The 17,577-nt window shown below is 39.3% G+C and carries 12 protein-coding genes; 7 read left to right on the top strand and 5 right to left on the bottom strand.

The window, feature by feature from the left end; all coding sequences use genetic code 11:
- The first annotated feature begins 1,025 nt into the window (after positions 1 to 1,025).
- Together CBW18_RS04330 and glgB are read left to right on the top strand one after the other, a co-directional pair.
- On the top strand, positions 1,026 to 3,491 hold the full coding sequence (locus tag CBW18_RS04330; RefSeq protein ID WP_088300045.1) for a glycoside hydrolase family 31 protein: 2,466 nt from the start codon (positions 1,026 to 1,028) through the stop codon (positions 3,489 to 3,491).
- Positions 3,492 to 3,546: 55 nt separating this feature from the next.
- Positions 3,547 to 5,511 carry a 1,4-alpha-glucan branching protein GlgB gene (gene glgB, locus CBW18_RS04325; RefSeq protein WP_088300044.1) on the top strand — a complete coding sequence of 655 codons (1,965 nt, stop codon included), beginning with the start codon at positions 3,547 to 3,549 and terminating at the stop codon, positions 5,509 to 5,511.
- A gap of 135 nt (positions 5,512 to 5,646) precedes the next feature.
- Here the strand turns inward: glgB and CBW18_RS04320 are convergent, their stop codons facing one another.
- Positions 5,647 to 7,836, bottom strand: a complete 2,190-nt coding sequence (locus tag CBW18_RS04320) for a TonB-dependent receptor domain-containing protein (RefSeq protein ID WP_088300043.1) — start codon at positions 7,834 to 7,836, stop codon at positions 5,647 to 5,649.
- A gap of 588 nt (positions 7,837 to 8,424) precedes the next feature.
- Between CBW18_RS04320 and CBW18_RS04315 the strand changes: the two genes are divergently transcribed.
- Positions 8,425 to 8,742: an RNA polymerase sigma factor gene (locus CBW18_RS04315; protein WP_088300042.1), complete on the top strand. Its 318-nt coding sequence runs from the start codon at positions 8,425 to 8,427 to the stop codon at positions 8,740 to 8,742.
- Between the two features lie 690 nt (positions 8,743 to 9,432).
- Here CBW18_RS04315 and gap read toward each other — a convergent pair.
- Genes gap through pfkA form a run of 3 tightly spaced genes read right to left on the bottom strand, consistent with a single transcriptional unit; the run spans position 9,433 to position 12,270 of the window.
- The gene (gene gap, locus CBW18_RS04310; RefSeq protein ID WP_025144555.1) at positions 9,433 to 10,431 is read right to left on the bottom strand and encodes a type I glyceraldehyde-3-phosphate dehydrogenase; all 999 of its coding nucleotides are present in this window, start codon (positions 10,429 to 10,431) and stop codon (positions 9,433 to 9,435) included.
- An 8-nt stretch (positions 10,432 to 10,439) separates the two neighbouring features.
- On the bottom strand, positions 10,440 to 11,282 hold the full coding sequence (locus CBW18_RS04305) for a hypothetical protein (RefSeq protein WP_088300041.1): 843 nt from the start codon (positions 11,280 to 11,282) through the stop codon (positions 10,440 to 10,442).
- 1 nt (position 11,283) lies between these two features.
- Complete coding sequence (gene pfkA, locus CBW18_RS04300; protein ID WP_088300040.1) at positions 11,284 to 12,270, bottom strand: 6-phosphofructokinase; 987 nt, start codon at positions 12,268 to 12,270, stop codon at positions 11,284 to 11,286.
- A 109-nt stretch (positions 12,271 to 12,379) separates the two neighbouring features.
- On the opposite strand from pfkA, the gene CBW18_RS04295 reads away from it, so the two are divergent.
- Entirely contained in the window at positions 12,380 to 13,069 is a 690-nt protein-coding gene (locus CBW18_RS04295; RefSeq protein ID WP_088300039.1) for an NUDIX domain-containing protein, read from the top strand.
- 160 nt (positions 13,070 to 13,229) lie between these two features.
- Here the strand turns inward: CBW18_RS04295 and CBW18_RS04290 are convergent, their stop codons facing one another.
- The gene (locus CBW18_RS04290) at positions 13,230 to 14,090 is read right to left on the bottom strand and encodes an N-acetylglucosamine kinase (protein ID WP_088300038.1); all 861 of its coding nucleotides are present in this window, start codon (positions 14,088 to 14,090) and stop codon (positions 13,230 to 13,232) included.
- Positions 14,091 to 14,310: 220 nt separating this feature from the next.
- Here CBW18_RS04290 and CBW18_RS04285 point away from each other — a divergent pair, with 220 nt between their 5' ends.
- The 3 genes from CBW18_RS04285 (at position 14,311) to CBW18_RS04275 (ending at position 17,565) form a co-directional block, all read left to right on the top strand.
- On the top strand, positions 14,311 to 15,333 hold the full coding sequence (locus CBW18_RS04285; protein ID WP_088300037.1) for a low specificity L-threonine aldolase: 1,023 nt from the start codon (positions 14,311 to 14,313) through the stop codon (positions 15,331 to 15,333).
- A gap of 71 nt (positions 15,334 to 15,404) precedes the next feature.
- Positions 15,405 to 16,919, top strand: coding sequence for an acetyl-CoA carboxylase biotin carboxylase subunit (accC, locus tag CBW18_RS04280; RefSeq protein WP_088300036.1), 1,515 nt, complete (start codon positions 15,405 to 15,407; stop codon positions 16,917 to 16,919).
- A gap of 61 nt (positions 16,920 to 16,980) precedes the next feature.
- Positions 16,981 to 17,565 (top strand): riboflavin synthase, encoded by a 585-nt coding sequence (locus tag CBW18_RS04275; RefSeq protein ID WP_088300035.1) that lies wholly within the window; start codon positions 16,981 to 16,983, stop codon positions 17,563 to 17,565.
- Positions 17,566 to 17,577 lie beyond the last annotated feature (12 nt).

Here is a 17,577-nt window from a genome sequence, read left to right as displayed (position 1 = left end):
AAGGCTTGGACCTGATGTTGGATTAGCTCGTCGAAATTTTAAAAGCGGTAGTACAAGGACTCGATTTTGTTTGGTAATCAAGATTAATTTCTAAGGAGCCGTGTGCGCTACCTTGGGCAGTGGGGTCATTTGAACGGAGGTGCAAAAATTTCAACGGCTTCTCCTGCCATCATCTCCCAGGCCGGTAGCGGTCGTGCAGAGGGATATTATGCGTAATTCAATCGAGATCAATCGTCATCTCGACCGCAGCGGAGAGATCTTTGCCCTTTGCTCTGGCTTGCCTCGGCTCAACGCAGCCGAGGAGCTCTTACCTTTTTCTTGATAAAAAGGTAACCAAACCTGAGCGCAGCGAAAGTATGCCCTCCGATGAAATAACAATAAAGGGGGCATAAATCATTATGTTTTTATGGATTACAAAGCCGAAAGCTACAACTTAAAACAATTGCTTTATTTATGTGCGTGTTTCGCTAAAGTAAGCTGCAACATTTTTTAGGTTGTACAGAAAATGAACAGCTGCTGAAAAAAATAATGGAAAATTATTGTCAAGCTGGTTTTCAGGCTGATCAGGATCTTGAAATTAAATCTGTATTTCAATTTGTAGACCTAACAGAAGCTTTTTTGGATTTGGCGAAAAGTTTATGCAAGGGGCATTTTAACGCGCTGCAGCCGGCAGTTGATGGGCAAAACCCACCTGCTAAGAAACAAGACAGATTTTATTGCTGATGTTTTAGAGCCGCCCCCCCGGCCCCTTTTTTAAAAAGGAGCCGGGGGTAATGCTGCTATGAAGTGTTTGGATAGTGTCTCTCAGGTTTGATGGCACAGAGGTAATAGCGGGGGTGTGCGTAGCGAAGGTTTATTTCCAATCCTTTTTCTTTCAGGATAAAGTTGCCGACGGGCAGATAAGAAGGCATTTGATTATGCAATAGGTTTTTTAACCGCTTCTATAAAATAATTTGTATAATAGTACTTTCTTAAGCACAATCCCGGTTTAAGAATGGGTTTAAAGCAAATTTGAATAAATAAGGATGGAAGAGCAAAATGATCAGCCTAATGAGGTAAATGAACTGGTTGAAAAGGCACAGGAAGTACAACATTTAAACAATCCTGTTGATATATCGGTTAAACCAATTGTTAAGCAATATCTGGGGGCCGTAAAGAAGGTAAAGAAAGAGGGAAACCGCTTTTATTTTTCTGATGGCGATGCAAGAGTTGAGGTTCGTGTGGTGAGTGATGAAATCATTCGTGTACGCATGGCGCCACATGGTGTTTTTCTGGATGACTTCTCTTATGCCGTACCGGAAGTAGATCAAAAGGTTTCGGTATTTAAAATGCAGGAACACGAAGGGTATTATACGGTTTCTACCCACTCCGTTACCTGTAAAATAGAGAAAGAAAACTTTCATATTTCCTTTTCTGATAACATCACCAATTTGGTAATGGTAGATGAGGCCAACTCCATGCACTGGGAAGAAAATGTGGATTTTGGTGGCTACTATATTTATGCAACCAAAAAATGCCATTCAGAAGAGAATTTTTTCGGGTTAGGAGATAAATCTGGGAACTTTAACCTTCGCGGTCGTCGCTTCGAAAACTGGAACACGGATGCCTATTCTTATGGCTGGAATCAGGATCCTTTGTATAGAACCATACCTTTCTATATCGGGTTACATAACCAGGCAGCTTATGGTATTTTCTTTGACAATACCTTTAAATCATATTTTGATTTTGGTAGTGAAGATGTAAATAAAACCAGTTTCTGGGCTGATGGTGGCGAATTACAGTATTACTATATTCATGGTCCGCATATTATGGACGTGGTTAAACGTTATGCCAGCCTAACCGGAACACATCCTATGCCCCCGAAGTGGACATTAGGCTATCAGCAATGCCGCTGGAGTTATTACCCGGAAACCAAGGTTAAGGAAATTGCCAAACAGTTCAGGGATCGGAAAATTCCCTGCGATGCCATTTATCTTGATATCGATTACATGGACGGCTACCGCTGCTTTACATGGAACAAAAAATATTTTCCCGATCCACGCCGCATGATCAAGGAACTTGCTAACGATGGTTTCAAGACCGTGGTAATGATTGATCCGGGCATTAAGGTGGATGATGATTACTGGGTGTTTAAAGAAGGAAAAGACAATAAATACTTTTGCAGAAGAAGTGATGATTATTTTATGGAAGGCCATGTATGGCCTGGCCGTTGCCAGTTTCCGGATTTTACCAATCCAAAAGTAAGAAAATGGTGGGGTAAATTGTACGAAGAACTGGTGGATATGGGTGTTGCAGGTTTCTGGAATGACATGAATGAACCGGCCGTTTTTGGTTCCGGAACGTTTCCGAATGATGTTCGCCACAATTACGATGGTTACCGTGGCTCGCACCGCAAAGCACATAATGTTTATGGCATGCAGATGGTGCGCTCTACTTATGAAGGATTGAAAAAACTCATGCGCAATAAGCGGCCATTTACCATTACCCGTGCAGGCTATTCGGGGATGCAGCGTTATGCAAGTGTATGGACCGGTGATAACATTGCCACCTGGGAACATTTAAAAATAGGCAATATCCAATGCCAGCGACTATCAGTTTCAGGGGTGCCTTTCTGCGGAACAGATATCGGCGGATTTAGCGGCGAACCTGATGGTGAATTATTTACCCGATGGATCCAGTTGGGAACGTTTTCTCCATTTATGCGTGCACACTCGGCGGGTGATACAGCTGAACGGGAGCCTTGGAGTTTTGGCGGGTTTTTCGAAGATATTAACCGTAAATTTATTGAACTGAGATACCGTTTAATGCCTTACCTGTATTCTGTTTTCTGGGAACATCACCGTTATGGTTTTCCGATTTTAAGACCATTGGTGATGCTGGAGCAGGAAAATATTAGCAACAGCTTCCGCCAGGATGAGTTCTGCTATGGTGATAAATTATTGATCTGTCCTGTTCTGGAGCAGGGCGCAATATCCAGACAAGTGTACCTGCCTAAAGGATTATGGTATAATTTCTGGACCAATGAAGTTTTAGATGGCGGAAATGAATACAACATCGAAGCAAAGATTGACAGTATGCCGATCTTTGTAAGAGCAGGATCTGTCATTCCGGAATACCCGGTAATGCAATATGTAGATGAAAAAGCAATTACCGAGGTGGCATTAAATGTTTATAGTTGCGATTACGAAGTTAACTCCTATATGTATGAAGATCATGGAGATACCTTTGCTTTTGAACAGGATATTTACCTGGAGAAAAAGTTTACGGTAAAAGCAAATGATGCACAGGGACTGAAAATTAACCAAAGAATTGAAGGGCTTTATACGCCAAACTATGAATTTTATAGCTGCCACATTATAGGTATGAAATTTCAGGTGAAGAAAATTATCGTTGATAATAAAGAAGTAACCGACTATCATATTGATGATAGAAGTGTGCTGCATTTCAAGTGCCTTAAAAACTTTACTGAAATACAGATTTTAAGTCTGTAAATCTTTTAGCCCCAAACGCTGTTTAGTGTTTGGGCTAAACCTATCCAGTCAAATTATGATACCAGCAAAAAAAGTTTCCAAAAAAAATATAGCCGTAACACCGATAGATAAAAGCAGGTCAGTTTGGGTACATAGCCTTTTCACCGATTATGATATTGATCTTTTTTCGGTTGGAAAGCATTTCAGGCTGTACGAAAAAATGGGTTCTCATTTAATCAGTGTAGAAAAAACAAATGGAACCTATTTTTCGGTATGGGCACCAAATGCACAGGAAGTGAGCGTAACCGGTAACTTTAATGATTGGAACAGAACTTCGCATTCGCTGTATAAAAGACTGGATAAATCAGGGATCTGGGAAGGATTTATCCCTGGGGTTTCAAAAGGAGAGGTTTATAAATATTTTGTAAAGGGTTTTGATGCTTCTGAACATTTAAAGGGCGATCCTTATGCCAGAAAGTGGGAACATCCTCCGCAAACGGCCAGTGTGGTTTGGGATACAGATTACAGTTGGAAAGATAAATCGTGGCTGGCCAAAAGGGCAAAACTGAATGCACTTGATCAGCCCATTTCAGTATATGAATTGCATTTAGGCTCCTGGGAGCGTGATCCGCAAAACCCTGAACGGGTGCTCAACGCCAGGGAAGTGGCTACCCGGTTAGTACCTTATGTTAAAGAAATGGGTTTTACCCACGTAGAGCTGATGCCGGTAATGGAATTTCCTTATTTTCCGAGTTGGGGCTACCAGATTACCGGCTATTTTGGTGCCAGTTCACGTTATGGGTCACCACAGGATTTAATGTTCCTGATTGAAGCCCTGCACCAGGCCAATATTGCGGTTATCCTGGATTGGGTACCCTCACATTTTCCAGGTGACAGGCACGGGCTATATGAATTTGATGGAACGCATCTTTATGAACATGCTGATATGAAAAAGGGATTTCATCCCGATTGGAAATCCTATATATTTAATTACGACCGCAATGAAGTTCGTTCATTTTTAATCAGCAATGCTGTTTTCTGGATGGACCAGTATCATGCGGATGGTTTGCGTGTAGATGCAGTGGCTTCTATGCTGTACTACAATTTCTCAAGAGAAGACGGTGATGCGGCAACAAATGAATATGGGGGCAGCGAAAACCTTGGTGCCATTCAGTTTCTGCAAGACCTCAATGTGGCCATTTATGGTAATTTTGAAGGTGTTCAAACCATCGCTGAAGAAAGCAGTACTTATCCGGGTGTAACACATCCTGTTCATGCCGGTGGACTGGGTTTTGGCATGAAATGGATGATGGGCTGGATGAATGATACCCTGAAGTATTTTAAAATTAATACGCTGGAACGCAAACACCATCACCATCAGCTAAGTTTTAGCATGACTTATGCGTTTACTGAAAATTTTATGCTGCCCTTTTCACATGATGAAGTGGTGCATGGAAAATCGCCCATGCTGTATAAAATGCCTGGTGATGACTGGCAAAAGTTTGCTAACCTGCGGGCGCTGTATGGCTACATGTTTACTCACCCGGGTGCAAAACTCCTATTTATGGGAAATGAATTTGCCGATACCAGTGAATGGAACTTTACCCAATCTTTAGATTGGCACCTGCTTCAGTATCCTGGACATAAGGGGATGCAGGAAACGGTGAAAGCACTGAATTTCCTCTACAAAAAGGAACCTGCACTTTACCATTTTAACTTCAGTTATGAAGGCTTTGAATGGCTTGATGCTGATAATGCCAATGAATCGGTATTTGTTTTTATGAGGAAAGGGCCAAAGGCCAAAGATACACTGGTAATTGCCATTAATTTAACACCTGTAGTTCGTGAACACTATCGCATTGGTGTGCCGTTTAAAACCAAATGGAAAGAAATTTTTAATACGGATGATATTCTGTTTTACGGCAGCGGAATTAACAACAGGGGAGAGATTATTCCCCGGAAAGAGGGATATAACGGGCAGGAATATTCGGTTAACATTACCTTGCCACCATTAGCCGTAATCATATTCAAAAGCAAATAGGCTTAAATAAGAAAAGCCTTCCATTGCTGGAAGGCTTTCTTAAACTCTGGAGTGGAAGCTTCCAGAGCGGCTGCAAAGATATAAAAATTGTTTTCTTTGACAATAGATATTTTAGAAATTAGTTTGATTATCTGTTTAAAGCTTTAATTTAATCCCGCCATTAAAAGTTCTGCCTTCTGTATGTGTCCAGATGTCGTCAAAACTGGGGTTAAGATGTGATCCGTTAACCACACTTTTATACCGGCTCTGCCTGGTATCAGTAAAATTCTCGGCATTAATAAATATGGAGATTTTGCCAAAAACCTTTTCTGCCATGAAACCAAACTCCCAGAATGCACTGGTTAATTGATTATTGTAAAGGTATTGACGATCGGTAAAATAACCCTCCAGCCCTAATTTAAAATTGCGTTCCTTTTCATAAAGCAAAGCCAGGTTCACCTTATTTTGAGGTAAAAGCCTGATATTTTGAATAACCGGCAGGTAATCTGCCTTGGCATCGGTAAAAGTATAACCGGCAAAAAGCTTAAAGTTTTCCTTAAAAATAATCTTTGCATTGGTTTCGAAACCCCTGCTTTGTACAGGTTGTGTGGTGTTTTCAAAGTGAAATGCGCCCTGATTGTCTTGAAGCAGGATAGTAGAATTATTGATCCTTGTATAGAAGAACATTTGGTTCAGGCTGAATAACCAGTCAGCGCCAATAGCCGTTTTATAATTAATATCTGCCGTACCTCCATAACTTTTTTCTGCTTTAACCTGGTTTAGCGGCAATAGGTTCTGGTATTGAAAAGTTTCGGTTTGTTCGGTAAAGAGTGTTGGTGTTTTATAACCCAGGCCGCCACCAATTCTTGAACTCCAATGATCATTGATTTTGTACAAAGCAGAAATCCTAGGTAAAACGAAGGCTTCATTCCTGCGGTAAAATGCATTGAAATAATTAACAAAGTCAAGCCTCATACCGCTTTCTAACTTAAAACGATCGGAGATATCCCAGGTTTGCTGTGCATAAAGGCCGGCCGTTCTGGTCGTAAAGTTTTTTGACAGATTCGGGAGCTGATCTTGCTCTGCAAACTTATCATATACGATGTTCAACCCAAAAATCAGGCTTTGATTTTTGATGTTTTTCAAATAACTGATATCAGTATAAGCATTATAGTTAGTCCCGTTAAAAGTATAGTCAGGAATGGCAATATTCCGTTTAAAATAATTGAAACTGGTTTTGATCTTCAGTAAATCTGATGCATTTACCTTGTAGCCAAAATCGAGGGTAGAGGTATTGCGAAGGCTTTTGTTGCTTTCAAAATAGCGGTGGTTGGCGTTTGCACCATTATTAATCACAAAAATATCTCCACCTGTGCGGTTGCTTCTGGTAAAAGCATTGCCAATTACAATAGTTGTTTTTTCATTCGGATAATAAAATACTTTCGGGTGAATGGTAAAATCATTTGTTTTTGGGAGTTCTGTAAAATCATCCTGATCAACATCATAAGCTTTCTGAAAATTGGTAAGTGCAAGCAGGCTGTAGCCCAGTTTTCCTTTTCGCTGCATGCTAAAAGCCCCGATATTGGTTTGGCCTACGTTTGATTGATTAAGGATCATGTTGAAATCGGCTTTTTCCCTCGGTGTTCTGGAAATAAAGTTGACTACACCGGCAATTGCCCCTGCACCATAAAGCGTAGAGGCTGGACCTTTAATAATTTCTACCTGCGCCAGGTCGAGCGGTGGAATTTCGAGGATACTCAATCCGCTGGCAAAATTGCCAAAACTGGCATACCCATCTTTTAAAAGCTGGGTATAACGTCCATCCAGGCCCTGAATCCTGATACTGGCATTGGCACTGGTGGCCGAAGTTTGCTGCACGGCAATACCCGTGCTTTCATGCAGGATCATCGAAACATTGGCTGGCCGCATATTACTTTTCTCGTCAATTTCTTCCAGTTCAATGGTTTCCACGCGAGTGGGGGTGTTTTGAATACTCCGGCTGGTTCTGGTAGAAGAAACAATAACTTCATCCAGTTCATCTTCTGCCGGTTCCAGGAAAATTTCATACGTCTTCACCTGATTTAACGGGAAAGTAACGATAAGGCGTTGTTCCCGGAATCCTACATTTCTGATGATTATGGTCTGAGAACCATCGGGAATGTTTTCAAAACTGGCAGTACCATCTGCTTTGGTTTTTATGATAAGATTAGTGCCCTTAATCAGCACTGTTGCATCACTAATAATGGTTTTGTCCGTTTTATTCCTGACTGATATTTCAAGACTGTTTTGTGCGTAAGCACTTCCTAAGCACAAAAATGTGCATAGCAATAATATTATTTTTTGCATCTGTATAGTATAAATTGAATAATTAAACCTTGAGATAGGTTCTTAACGATATCGGTTAACCGATAGGATTTTTATTCAACTTTGGCGGTTGCCAGATGTTTCGGATATAGTCGGATACATTTCTGCTTTGGTAACCAGGCTTTATCTGATTGGAAGATAAAGATTTTGACTGAAGCGTCAATAATTCGGTACATATATTTACAATAGGCTGCCCGCAACAATTGCAGGTGCATAACGGCGAACAATGATCATTATCCGGTACAGTGTTCGTATTTGAAATTGTTAGAATAGCCTCATTGGTTTGCCTATTGATTTCCACCGCCATAACGTCTTCGCAGGTAATGCAAGATAAAAGCAAAATGGTGATACTCAAAAAGTAGACTAAGATTTTCATTGGCCAGTCAAATGTACAAAACCTCTGGCAACCAAACCAGTTATGATTTTAATTTATTAAGGGATTAGCAAAAGAATAAAAATGTGGTTCTGTGGTATCTTTTATACTTATATTCCATTGGGTTGTTTGATAGTTAGTTGGTAAACCGAACAAATAAAAAAATGTAATGTTAGCTAATTATACAGATCAGTAAAATGCAATTATTAAAGATAGTTAATCAGCAGGAAGCAGGCTATGGCCTCAATATTCAGCTTTCTGAGCATGAAATTTTTCTTAATAATTTAAGATCTGGTGATCCTGAAGCTTTTAAAACCATTTATAAGCAATATGCAGCTGCAATATACGGCATGATCCGCAGCAAGATTGCCGATGAACATGCTGCAGAAATTATCCTTGAGAAAATCTTTTTAGATTTCTGGAATTCTATATCAGGATATGATGAAACTAAATTCAAAATCTTTACCTGGTTGCATCAGATTACCAATCGCCAGATCAATCTTCATCAACTGTAAAAATCAGCGGTGTTTGGCGGCTGATGTTTCCGTAGGTTGTATTTCACCCTAAATATTCATCATATTTTGTTTTATGGATTCAAAGTTTGTGAATGCTAAATTTTGATATAAAGAAAAAGGAGACCTCATCCGAGCGTCTCCTTTTTTTCTAACCAAATATAAACCTGTTATGAGCCAGGCTTTGTCTTTAATCCTCCGTCAAAATATTTTTTAAGGAGAATGATTTATCTTTTTTAATCTGCATAAACATCGTTCCGTTTATTACTCTACAAATATAGTAAAAAAAATGATAGTGTAAAAAATACACTAAGAAATTTTTATATATTTTTTTTGTCATTTTTATCTGCAACTATCTTTTAACTGGTAAATCGTTGTTAAAATGACCGTATTGCAAATATACATCCAAAATATGTTAAGTAATTGTTAAATAGTATTAAATTTTAGCTTGGATGGTTATAGTCAGTTGAATTTTTGAATGATTTATAAAATAAAAGTGCATTTTAAATCTTTTTTAAGCTTTATTTATAGATAAAGTATTTTTATTAGCATTTTTTTATGCGCTTAAGTAGTTTTACCTTTCATTTTAAATCGGCTTTATAAATGAAATTCAGGTTTAAAATAAAAAAGCGACAAAACCAAAGGTTAATGTCGCTTTTTGAATACAGTATTTAGCCTTATGGCTATTTTGTATTATAAACTTGCGTAATATTCTACAAATTTAGCAAGTGCAGATGAATATCCCCACTCATTATCGTACCATGAAACCACCTTTACAAAGTTGTCATTCAATGAAATACCTGCTTTGGCATCAAAAATAGATGCATGGTCATCGCCAATGAAATCAGAAGATACAACCTCATCTTCAGTGTAAGCCAATACGCCTTTTAATTCACCTTCTGATGCTGCTTTCATGGCTGCCTTAATTTGCTCATAAGTTGCTGGTTTTTCTAAACGGGCAGTTAAATCAACAACAGAAACGTCGGCCACAGGAACACGGAATGACATACCGGTTAATTTGCCTTTTAATTCTGGTAATACCATACCTACTGCTTTGGCAGCACCGGTTGATGAAGGGATGATGTTAGAGAAACCACCACGGCCACCTCTCCAGTCTTTAGCTGAAGGACCATCTACTGTTTTTTGAGTTGCAGTAACCGCATGAATGGTACTCATTAAGCCTTCAACAATTCCGAAGTTATCATTTAAAACTTTAGCGATAGGTGCTAAACAGTTTGTTGTACAAGATGCATTAGAAACAATTGTTTGATCTGCAGTTAATTTATGGTGGTTAACACCCATTACGTAAGTAGGGATGTCACTATCTTTAGCCGGAGCAGAGAAAACTACTTTTTTAGCACCTGCTGCGATGTGTTTTTCTGCATCCGCACGGGTTAAGAATAAACCTGTAGATTCAATAACCACTTCAACACCAACTGCATCCCATTTCAGGTCAGCAGGATTTCTTTCTGCTGTTACGCGAATTGTTTTGCCATTAACAACTAAATTACCATCTACAACCTCAATTGTGCCGTCAAATTTGCCATGTGTAGTATCATATTTTAACATATAAGCCATATAATCAGGCTCAATCAGGTCATTAATTGCTACGATATCCAATCCTCTTTTTAATGCAGCTCTGAAAACCAGTCTGCCGATACGGCCAAAGCCGTTTATTCCAATTTTGCTCATTGTTTTTGTTAATTAGTGTAATGTTTTAATAAATTTAGTATTGGTTCTTTAATAATGGTTTTAATTTTAAGCTGATGCCTGTCTGCTACCAGTTGCAACTGTTCTTCCAGTTCTGCAGCTACTTTTCCAACAAAGTGTATATCTTCACCCTGATATTTAGTTGCCATAGGTAATACATAAGTCTGAAAATATTTCTCAAAGCCTTCATCAATTAATTTGAGGATATACTCGTGCTTTATATTTTGTGTAAAAAAGTCAAAGAAAGAGGTCAGAAATATATTGGCCTGTGGCTTATTATATATTCTTTCCAAAATTTGAGGGCGATCAAGATTAAAGTTTCTGACAAATTTGGTTTCAAGATCTTCGGGCAGTGTTTTACTTAAAAAACTTTTTAAAAGTACTTTGCCAAAATAGTTTGAAGACCCTTCATCTCCCAGAATATAGCCTAGTCCAAAGCAATTGTTGAGGAGTTTTTTACCATCAAAATACGCACAGTTTGAACCACTTCCCAACATGCCCACTATCCCGGTTTGTTCGTAACAGGCGGCTTTTGCAGCGCCGAATAAATCGTTTTCAACAAAAACCTTACTGTATCTGAAAAATGATGATAAAGTATTTGCCAATTCTATTTTCCTTTCTGCTGAAGATGCTCCTGCTGCAAAGAAATAGATTTTTTTAATATTTTCTGCATGATTAACCAGAACAATTTTCTTGTTCAGGATTTGCAAAATCATTTTGGCATCAACAAAAGTCGGATTAATTCCGGTCGTATTGCAGTGTGCCACTACTTTGCCATTTTGGGTTAATTTCCAAAATGCAGTTTTTGATCCACTATAAACAACCGCCACCATATTAAATTGATAAAACTTCTGTCATTTCCATTAAATCCGGCTCAAGCTTGAAGCTGTGTGCAGTTAACGCTTCTGTGATGCTGGTTAATTTAACTGCATTGCCGTGTAAACCTACCATTTGTCCGCTTTCTCCGGCAATGAGTGCATTTACGGCTGCAAAACCAAGTCTGCTTCCTAAAATACGGTCAAAGCTGCTCGGGCTGCCGCCGCGCTGAAGGTGTCCAAGTATGGTAACTTTAGTATCATAATGGTCAAAAGTTTCTTTTACTTTCTTGGCAATATCATAAGCACCGCCTTGTTTATGTCCTTCGGCAACAATAACTATGCTTGATGATTTTTTTGTAGCCGCACCCAGGGCAAGTTTAGTAATCAGTTCATCCACACTGGTTGCCCTTTCAGGTAATAAAACAGCTTCGGCACCACTGGCTATTGAACTTCTTAGTGCAATACATCCCGAATCCCTGCCCATTACTTCTATAAAAAACAACCTGTCGTGCGCATCTGCGGTATCCCTGATTTTATCTATTGCTTCAATGACAGTATTGATTGCGGTATCATAACCCAATGTAAAATCAGAACCTGCAAGGTCATTATCAATCGTTCCAGGTATACCAATTACCTTTACGCCGAAAGTTTCTGAGAAACGTTTTGCGCCGGTAAAAGTGCCATCACCGCCAATAACCACTAAACCGTCAATGTTATTTTTCTTTAAATTCTGGTAGGCAATTTGCTGACCTTCATCAGTTTTAAACTCCAGGCAGCGTGCAGTTTTTAAAATGGTACCCCCTAAGTGTAAAATATTACTTACAGAACGGGCGTCCATCGATTTTATATTGTCCTTAATCAAACCCTGGTATCCCTGCATTACACCAAACATGTTGATGCCATGGTAAATTCCGGTTCGAACAACAGCTCTAATGGCTGCATTCATTCCCGGGGCATCGCCACCGGAAGTAAGTACAGCTATGTTTTTAATATTTGGCTCCATCTATGATACGAATATAGTGTGTAATTTTTACACTAAGTAATTTTTTTTATTTTTTTTACTTAATATTGAAAGTCATACCTTTATCTGTTTAAAATAATTAAATTTTACTTTGGAACAAATTTTACCTCATTTAGATTCTGTATTCTCGATAGATTGCGTGTTGTTTGGGTTTGATGGCAAGGAACTTAAAATCTTACTCATCGAAAGAAATGAAGAGCCGTTTAAAGATTGGTGGGCCTTGCCTGGTAATATCGTGGGTGCAGATGAAAGTTTAGATCAATCCGCATCGCGTATATTATATGAGCTGACCAGTCTGCGTGGAATTTACATGGAGCAATATTATGCTTTTGGTGATCCAAACAGGCACCCGCAGGGTAGGGTAATTACCCTGGCCTATTATGCACTTATCCGTTTAGGTGGTGATAAAGAACCCCGTCCGATCAGTACCTATGCGAAACGTGCCAAATGGTTACCCATTACGGATTTACCTAAACTGGCTTTCGATCACCAGAAGATTTATGATAAGGGCCTGGAAAAAATCAAGCGAAGGATTAAACACCAGCCGATCGCGTTTGAGTTGCTGCCGGAAAAATTTACCCTCACCCAGTTGCAACATGTATATGAACTGATTCTCGGTAAAAAACTGGATAAGCGCAACTTTAGAAAAAAGATTGTAAGCTTTGGCGTGTTGAAAGAACTCGACGAAAAACAAAAAGGTGTATCTTATCGTGCAGCTACGCTTTATCGTTTTGATAAACGCAAATACGCCAAATTGTTTGGCAAGGAAATTTCCTTTTAAGAGAAGGATTAAAGAGCAAAGGATAAAGACCACATTACTATAAAAAGAAAAAGGTCCCGGTTGAATTTTCAATCGGGACCTTTTTATGGTTTTAAGAACTTTGACTAATTACTTGAAACTCATGACTCCAGACTAAAGACTCCAAACTCAGTACTCTAAACTACCCCTTCTTAGCTGTTTCCAAATGGTAATGAACTAAATCATCTATAGGTGAACGGATAATTTTACCAACACCCATTTCATAACGGTCAGCAACAATACTTAAAATGTCGCGAAAGCTGTAACCTACAGAACCTACACAGTTTAATTTGTGGTCTTTATAGTTTGGATAGTGAATCACCAAAGCTTCAAAAAATGAGGTAAAGGCATAATCTATAGTGCTGAAAGCATAGTCTTCATAGTTATCTTTGAAGTCATATAAGAATTTACTGAAGCTGGCGCAGAAACGGTTTGGCAAAGGCTTATTGTAAATATTATCAAAAATATCTTCGTTTGTTAAAGCATAATTATCATAAAAAGCTTCACGTAAGCCTTTTGGCATATAGCCTTTCATATAGTCGCTTAAAATGCGTTTCCCAATAAATGAACCGCTACCTTCATCACCCAGGAAATAACCTAATGAATCTATATTAAGGGTAATATCTTTTCCGTCATACAGGCAGGAATTGGTACCGGTTCCTAATATAGCTGCAAATCCGGGCTCGTTACCCAAAAGTGCTCTGCAGGAAGCTAGAAGATCATGACCAACAAAAATTTCGGCATTGGTGAAAATCTGCTTCATGGCATCAGTCACAATCTTTACATTACCAGGGGTAGAGCATCCAGCACCGTAATAATAAACAGCAGTTAATTTTTCTCTTTCCAAGTGGTCTGGAAGGGTTTCATTTAAAGACTTTACAATGTATTCTCCCTTAGAAAAATATGGATTGTAACCCTCGGTATTAAAGTAGATTTTTCTGCCGGCTTCGTTGATCAGACACCAATTTGTTTTGGTTGATCCACCGTCTGCAATTACTATCATTTTATTTATTTTTTGGTTTTAGCACGATAAAAGTATAAAAACTCTTATATTTTGTATCTTTTTTTTTAATAATTTTTTAACAATTTATTGTTGTTGAAATTTAAGTGTGTAAAAAATACACTATATAGGGGCTTTAATCGCCTTAAAACCTTATTATTATACTTGAAAAGGCATTAGGCTTTTTTTTAATCGTCAAGAATATTTTACAATTTAAGTGCAAATGAATAATAACTTTTTAGATTTTCGGAGCGATACGGTAACCAGGCCAACGCCAGGGATGCTGGATGCCATGATGACTGCCCGGGTAGGTGATGATGTTTTTGGTGAAGATGAAACAGTTGCTGCATTGGAAGAAAAACTCTGCCAGATTTTTAATATGGAAGCAGGATTGTTTTGTCCGTCAGGTACCATGACCAACCAAATTGCGATCAAGTGTTTTACGAAACCCATGGATGAGGTTATCTGCGACCAAACGGCACATGTTTACCGTTATGAAATTGGTGGCATTGCCTTTCATTCTGGTGCTTCCGTTAGGTTGCTGTATGGCGATAGGGGCATTCTGACGCCTGAATTAATTGAGCCTGAAATTAATGAAGATAATATCCATTATCCGGATTCCAGTTTAGTGGTACTGGAAAATACGGTAAATAAAGGTGGTGGAAAATGTTATGACCTGAAGCAGATTGCACCTATTCATCATCTCTGTAATATTAAAGGGTTAAAACTGCACCTGGATGGTGCCCGGATTTTTAATGCCTTGGTGGCCACAGGCGATAAGGCACATGAGTATGGCAAGTATTTCGATGGGATGTCGGTTTGTTTATCAAAAGGTTTGGGTGCGCCGGTGGGATCGGTATTACTGGGCAATAAGGATATGATCAGGAAAGCCCGTAAAATTAGAAAGGCCTTTGGTGGTGGAATGCGCCAGGCAGGCTTTTTGGCTGCAGCAGGGATTTATGCGCTGGATCATCACATCGAGCGCCTTCAGGAGGATCATCAACATGCCGGGGCAATAGCTGAAGCACTGTTACGTACAAAATATGTGCTTTCTGTAATGCCGGTTGAAACCAATATTGTTATTTTTGAGGTGGCTGCGGGAACGGCAGAGAAAATTGCAAATCAGCTCAAAGATAAAGGATTGCTGTGCGGTACAACGAGTGCCAGTACAGTGCGGCTGGTAACGCATTTGGATCTGAGCGCTGAAATGATTGACCGTGCCATTGAAATCATATTACATTTGTAGTAAAGTTGACAGCCAGTAGTTATGGCATCGCTTGCTCACCAATTATTGTATTAAATAAAGTAAATTGCCAAATGCCTGAAAATTCTAACCTCCCGATATCGATTTCAAAAATCCTCATTGCCAACCGGGGCGAAATTGCGCTGCGCATTATGCGTTCGGCAAAAGAAATGGGGATTAAAACGGTAGCTGTTTTTTCTGAAGCTGATCGCAATGCGTTGCATGTACGTTATGCCGATGAAGCCATATTTATCGGACCGGCACCATCTAACCAGAGTTATCTGGTTGGTGAAAAAATTATTGATGCCTGTAAAAAAACCGGTGCTGAAGCCATTCATCCTGGTTATGGTTTTTTATCTGAAAATGCAGGCTTTGCGAAAATGGTAGCAGACGCCGGATTAATTTTGATTGGCCCATCTGCAGTGGCCATGGAAATCATGGGCAATAAATTATCGGCAAAAGCAGCTGCATTGAAATATAACATCCCCATGGTTCCCGGAACGGAAGAAGCCATTACCAATGTGAATGAAGCAAAAGAAAGGGCGGTTGAAGTAGGCTTTCCTATTCTGATCAAAGCTGCTGCAGGTGGTGGTGGAAAAGGTATGCGGATTGTGGAAAGTGTGTCTGATTTTGAAGAACAGATGGATTTGGCCGTGAGCGAGGCTACATCTGCATTTGGTGATGGGGCCGTGTTTATAGAACGCTATGTTACTTCACCAAGACATATCGAAATTCAAATTCTTGGAGATCATCATGGCAACATTGTTCATCTGTTTGAACGGGAATGTTCCGTGCAGCGCCGGCACCAGAAGGTGGTGGAAGAAGCCCCTTCATCTGTTCTTTCACCTGAAATCAGGGAAAAAATGGGTAAATGTGCAATTGATGTAGCCCGCTCTGTACATTATACCGGTGCCGGAACTGTAGAATTTATCCTCGATGAAAATCACGATTTTTTCTTTCTGGAAATGAATACGCGCTTGCAGGTGGAACATCCTGTTACGGAATTTATTACCGGTGTTGATTTGGTAAAAGAGCAAATCAAAATTGCTGAAGGAAAGCCTCTAAGTTTTAGTCAGAATGATTTAAAAATTAATGGCCATGCAGTTGAACTTCGCGTATATGCAGAAGATCCCAATCATAACTTTCTTCCGGATATCGGAACGCTTCAAACCTATAAAATACCAAAAGGCAATGGTGTAAGGGTGGATGATGGTTTTGAACAAGGCATGGAAATCCCGATTTATTATGACCCGATGATTGCCAAACTGATTACCTATGGAAAGGATCGGGAGGAAGCCATATCCAGAATGTTGAGGGCAATAGCAGAATATGAGATTACCGGGATAGAAACTACACTGGCTTTTGGTAAATTTGTCATGCAGCATGAAGCCTTTAAAAGCGGAAATTTTGATACCCATTTTGTTGCTAACTATTTCAGACCAGATGAATTAAAAGCAATAAATGAAGAGGAAGCTATGATTGCTGCAATTATTGCTGCAAAATTCTTTAAAAAGGATGTATTTAAGGAAGCGCCTGTGCAGGTGTCTCCACCATCATCCAACTGGAGAAAAAACAGATTAAAATATTAATTCAGGTTTCATCAACCGTTACTTTATCAATGGCAAAATGAAATCTCAACACTGATAACACATGTTTACCGGAATTATAGAAACACTGGGCGAAGTTACCGCCATTAAAAATGATCATACCAATATTCATTTTACCATTTCATCAGCCATTAGCCACGAACTCAAAATAGATCAGAGTGTGGCGCATAATGGTGTGTGCCTTACAGTGGTATCGCTTCAGGATGGGGCGCACACGGTAACGGCTATTGACGAAACATTGCGCAAAAGCAGTTTAATTAATTTAAAGGTAGGTAGCCGGATAAACCTGGAAAGGTGTATGCAAATGAATGCGCGTTTGGATGGCCATATTGTGCAGGGGCATGTTGACCAGACAGCTGTTTGTGTTAAACGGGAAGAACTGGACGGTAGCTGGGAATATCGTTTTAAATATGATGCAGGTACAGGAAATGTAACTGTAGAAAAAGGATCGGCCTGTGTAAACGGGATTAGCTTAACGGTTGTAAATTCTGCTGATAACGAATTTTCGGTCTTTATTATTCCATACACTTTTGAGCATACTAACCTGCAGGAAGTACATGTTGGGGATACCGTTAATTTAGAGTTTGATATTATTGGCAAGTACGTGGCCAGATTAATGAATAAATAATTGCCTTTTAAT

It is taken from the genome of Pedobacter sp. AJM (assembly GCF_002197755.1).
Taxonomy (GTDB): domain Bacteria; phylum Bacteroidota; class Bacteroidia; order Sphingobacteriales; family Sphingobacteriaceae; genus Pedobacter.
This window is presented reverse-complemented; position numbering and strand designations above follow the sequence as displayed.

Excerpts from the sequence above, each read along its gene's own strand:
- pfkA (WP_088300040.1), bottom strand. The coding sequence starts at position 12,270 with ATGGAGCCAAATATTAAAAACATAGCTGTACTTACTTCCGGTGGCGAT.
- CBW18_RS04290 (WP_088300038.1), bottom strand. The coding sequence starts at position 14,090 with ATGATAGTAATTGCAGACGGTGGATCAACCAAAACAAATTGGTGTCTG.
- CBW18_RS04285 (WP_088300037.1), top strand. The coding sequence starts at position 14,311 with ATGAATAATAACTTTTTAGATTTTCGGAGCGATACGGTAACCAGGCCA.
- CBW18_RS04305 (WP_088300041.1), bottom strand. The coding sequence starts at position 11,282 with ATGGTGGCGGTTGTTTATAGTGGATCAAAAACTGCATTTTGGAAATTA.
- CBW18_RS04330 (WP_088300045.1), top strand. The coding sequence starts at position 1,026 with ATGGAAGAGCAAAATGATCAGCCTAATGAGGTAAATGAACTGGTTGAA.
- accC (WP_088300036.1), top strand. The coding sequence starts at position 15,405 with ATGCCTGAAAATTCTAACCTCCCGATATCGATTTCAAAAATCCTCATT.
- CBW18_RS04275 (WP_088300035.1), top strand. The coding sequence starts at position 16,981 with ATGTTTACCGGAATTATAGAAACACTGGGCGAAGTTACCGCCATTAAA.
- CBW18_RS04315 (WP_088300042.1), top strand. The coding sequence starts at position 8,425 with ATGCAATTATTAAAGATAGTTAATCAGCAGGAAGCAGGCTATGGCCTC.
- glgB (WP_088300044.1), top strand. The coding sequence starts at position 3,547 with ATGATACCAGCAAAAAAAGTTTCCAAAAAAAATATAGCCGTAACACCG.
- gap (WP_025144555.1), bottom strand. The coding sequence starts at position 10,431 with ATGAGCAAAATTGGAATAAACGGCTTTGGCCGTATCGGCAGACTGGTT.
- CBW18_RS04320 (WP_088300043.1), bottom strand. The coding sequence starts at position 7,836 with ATGCAAAAAATAATATTATTGCTATGCACATTTTTGTGCTTAGGAAGT.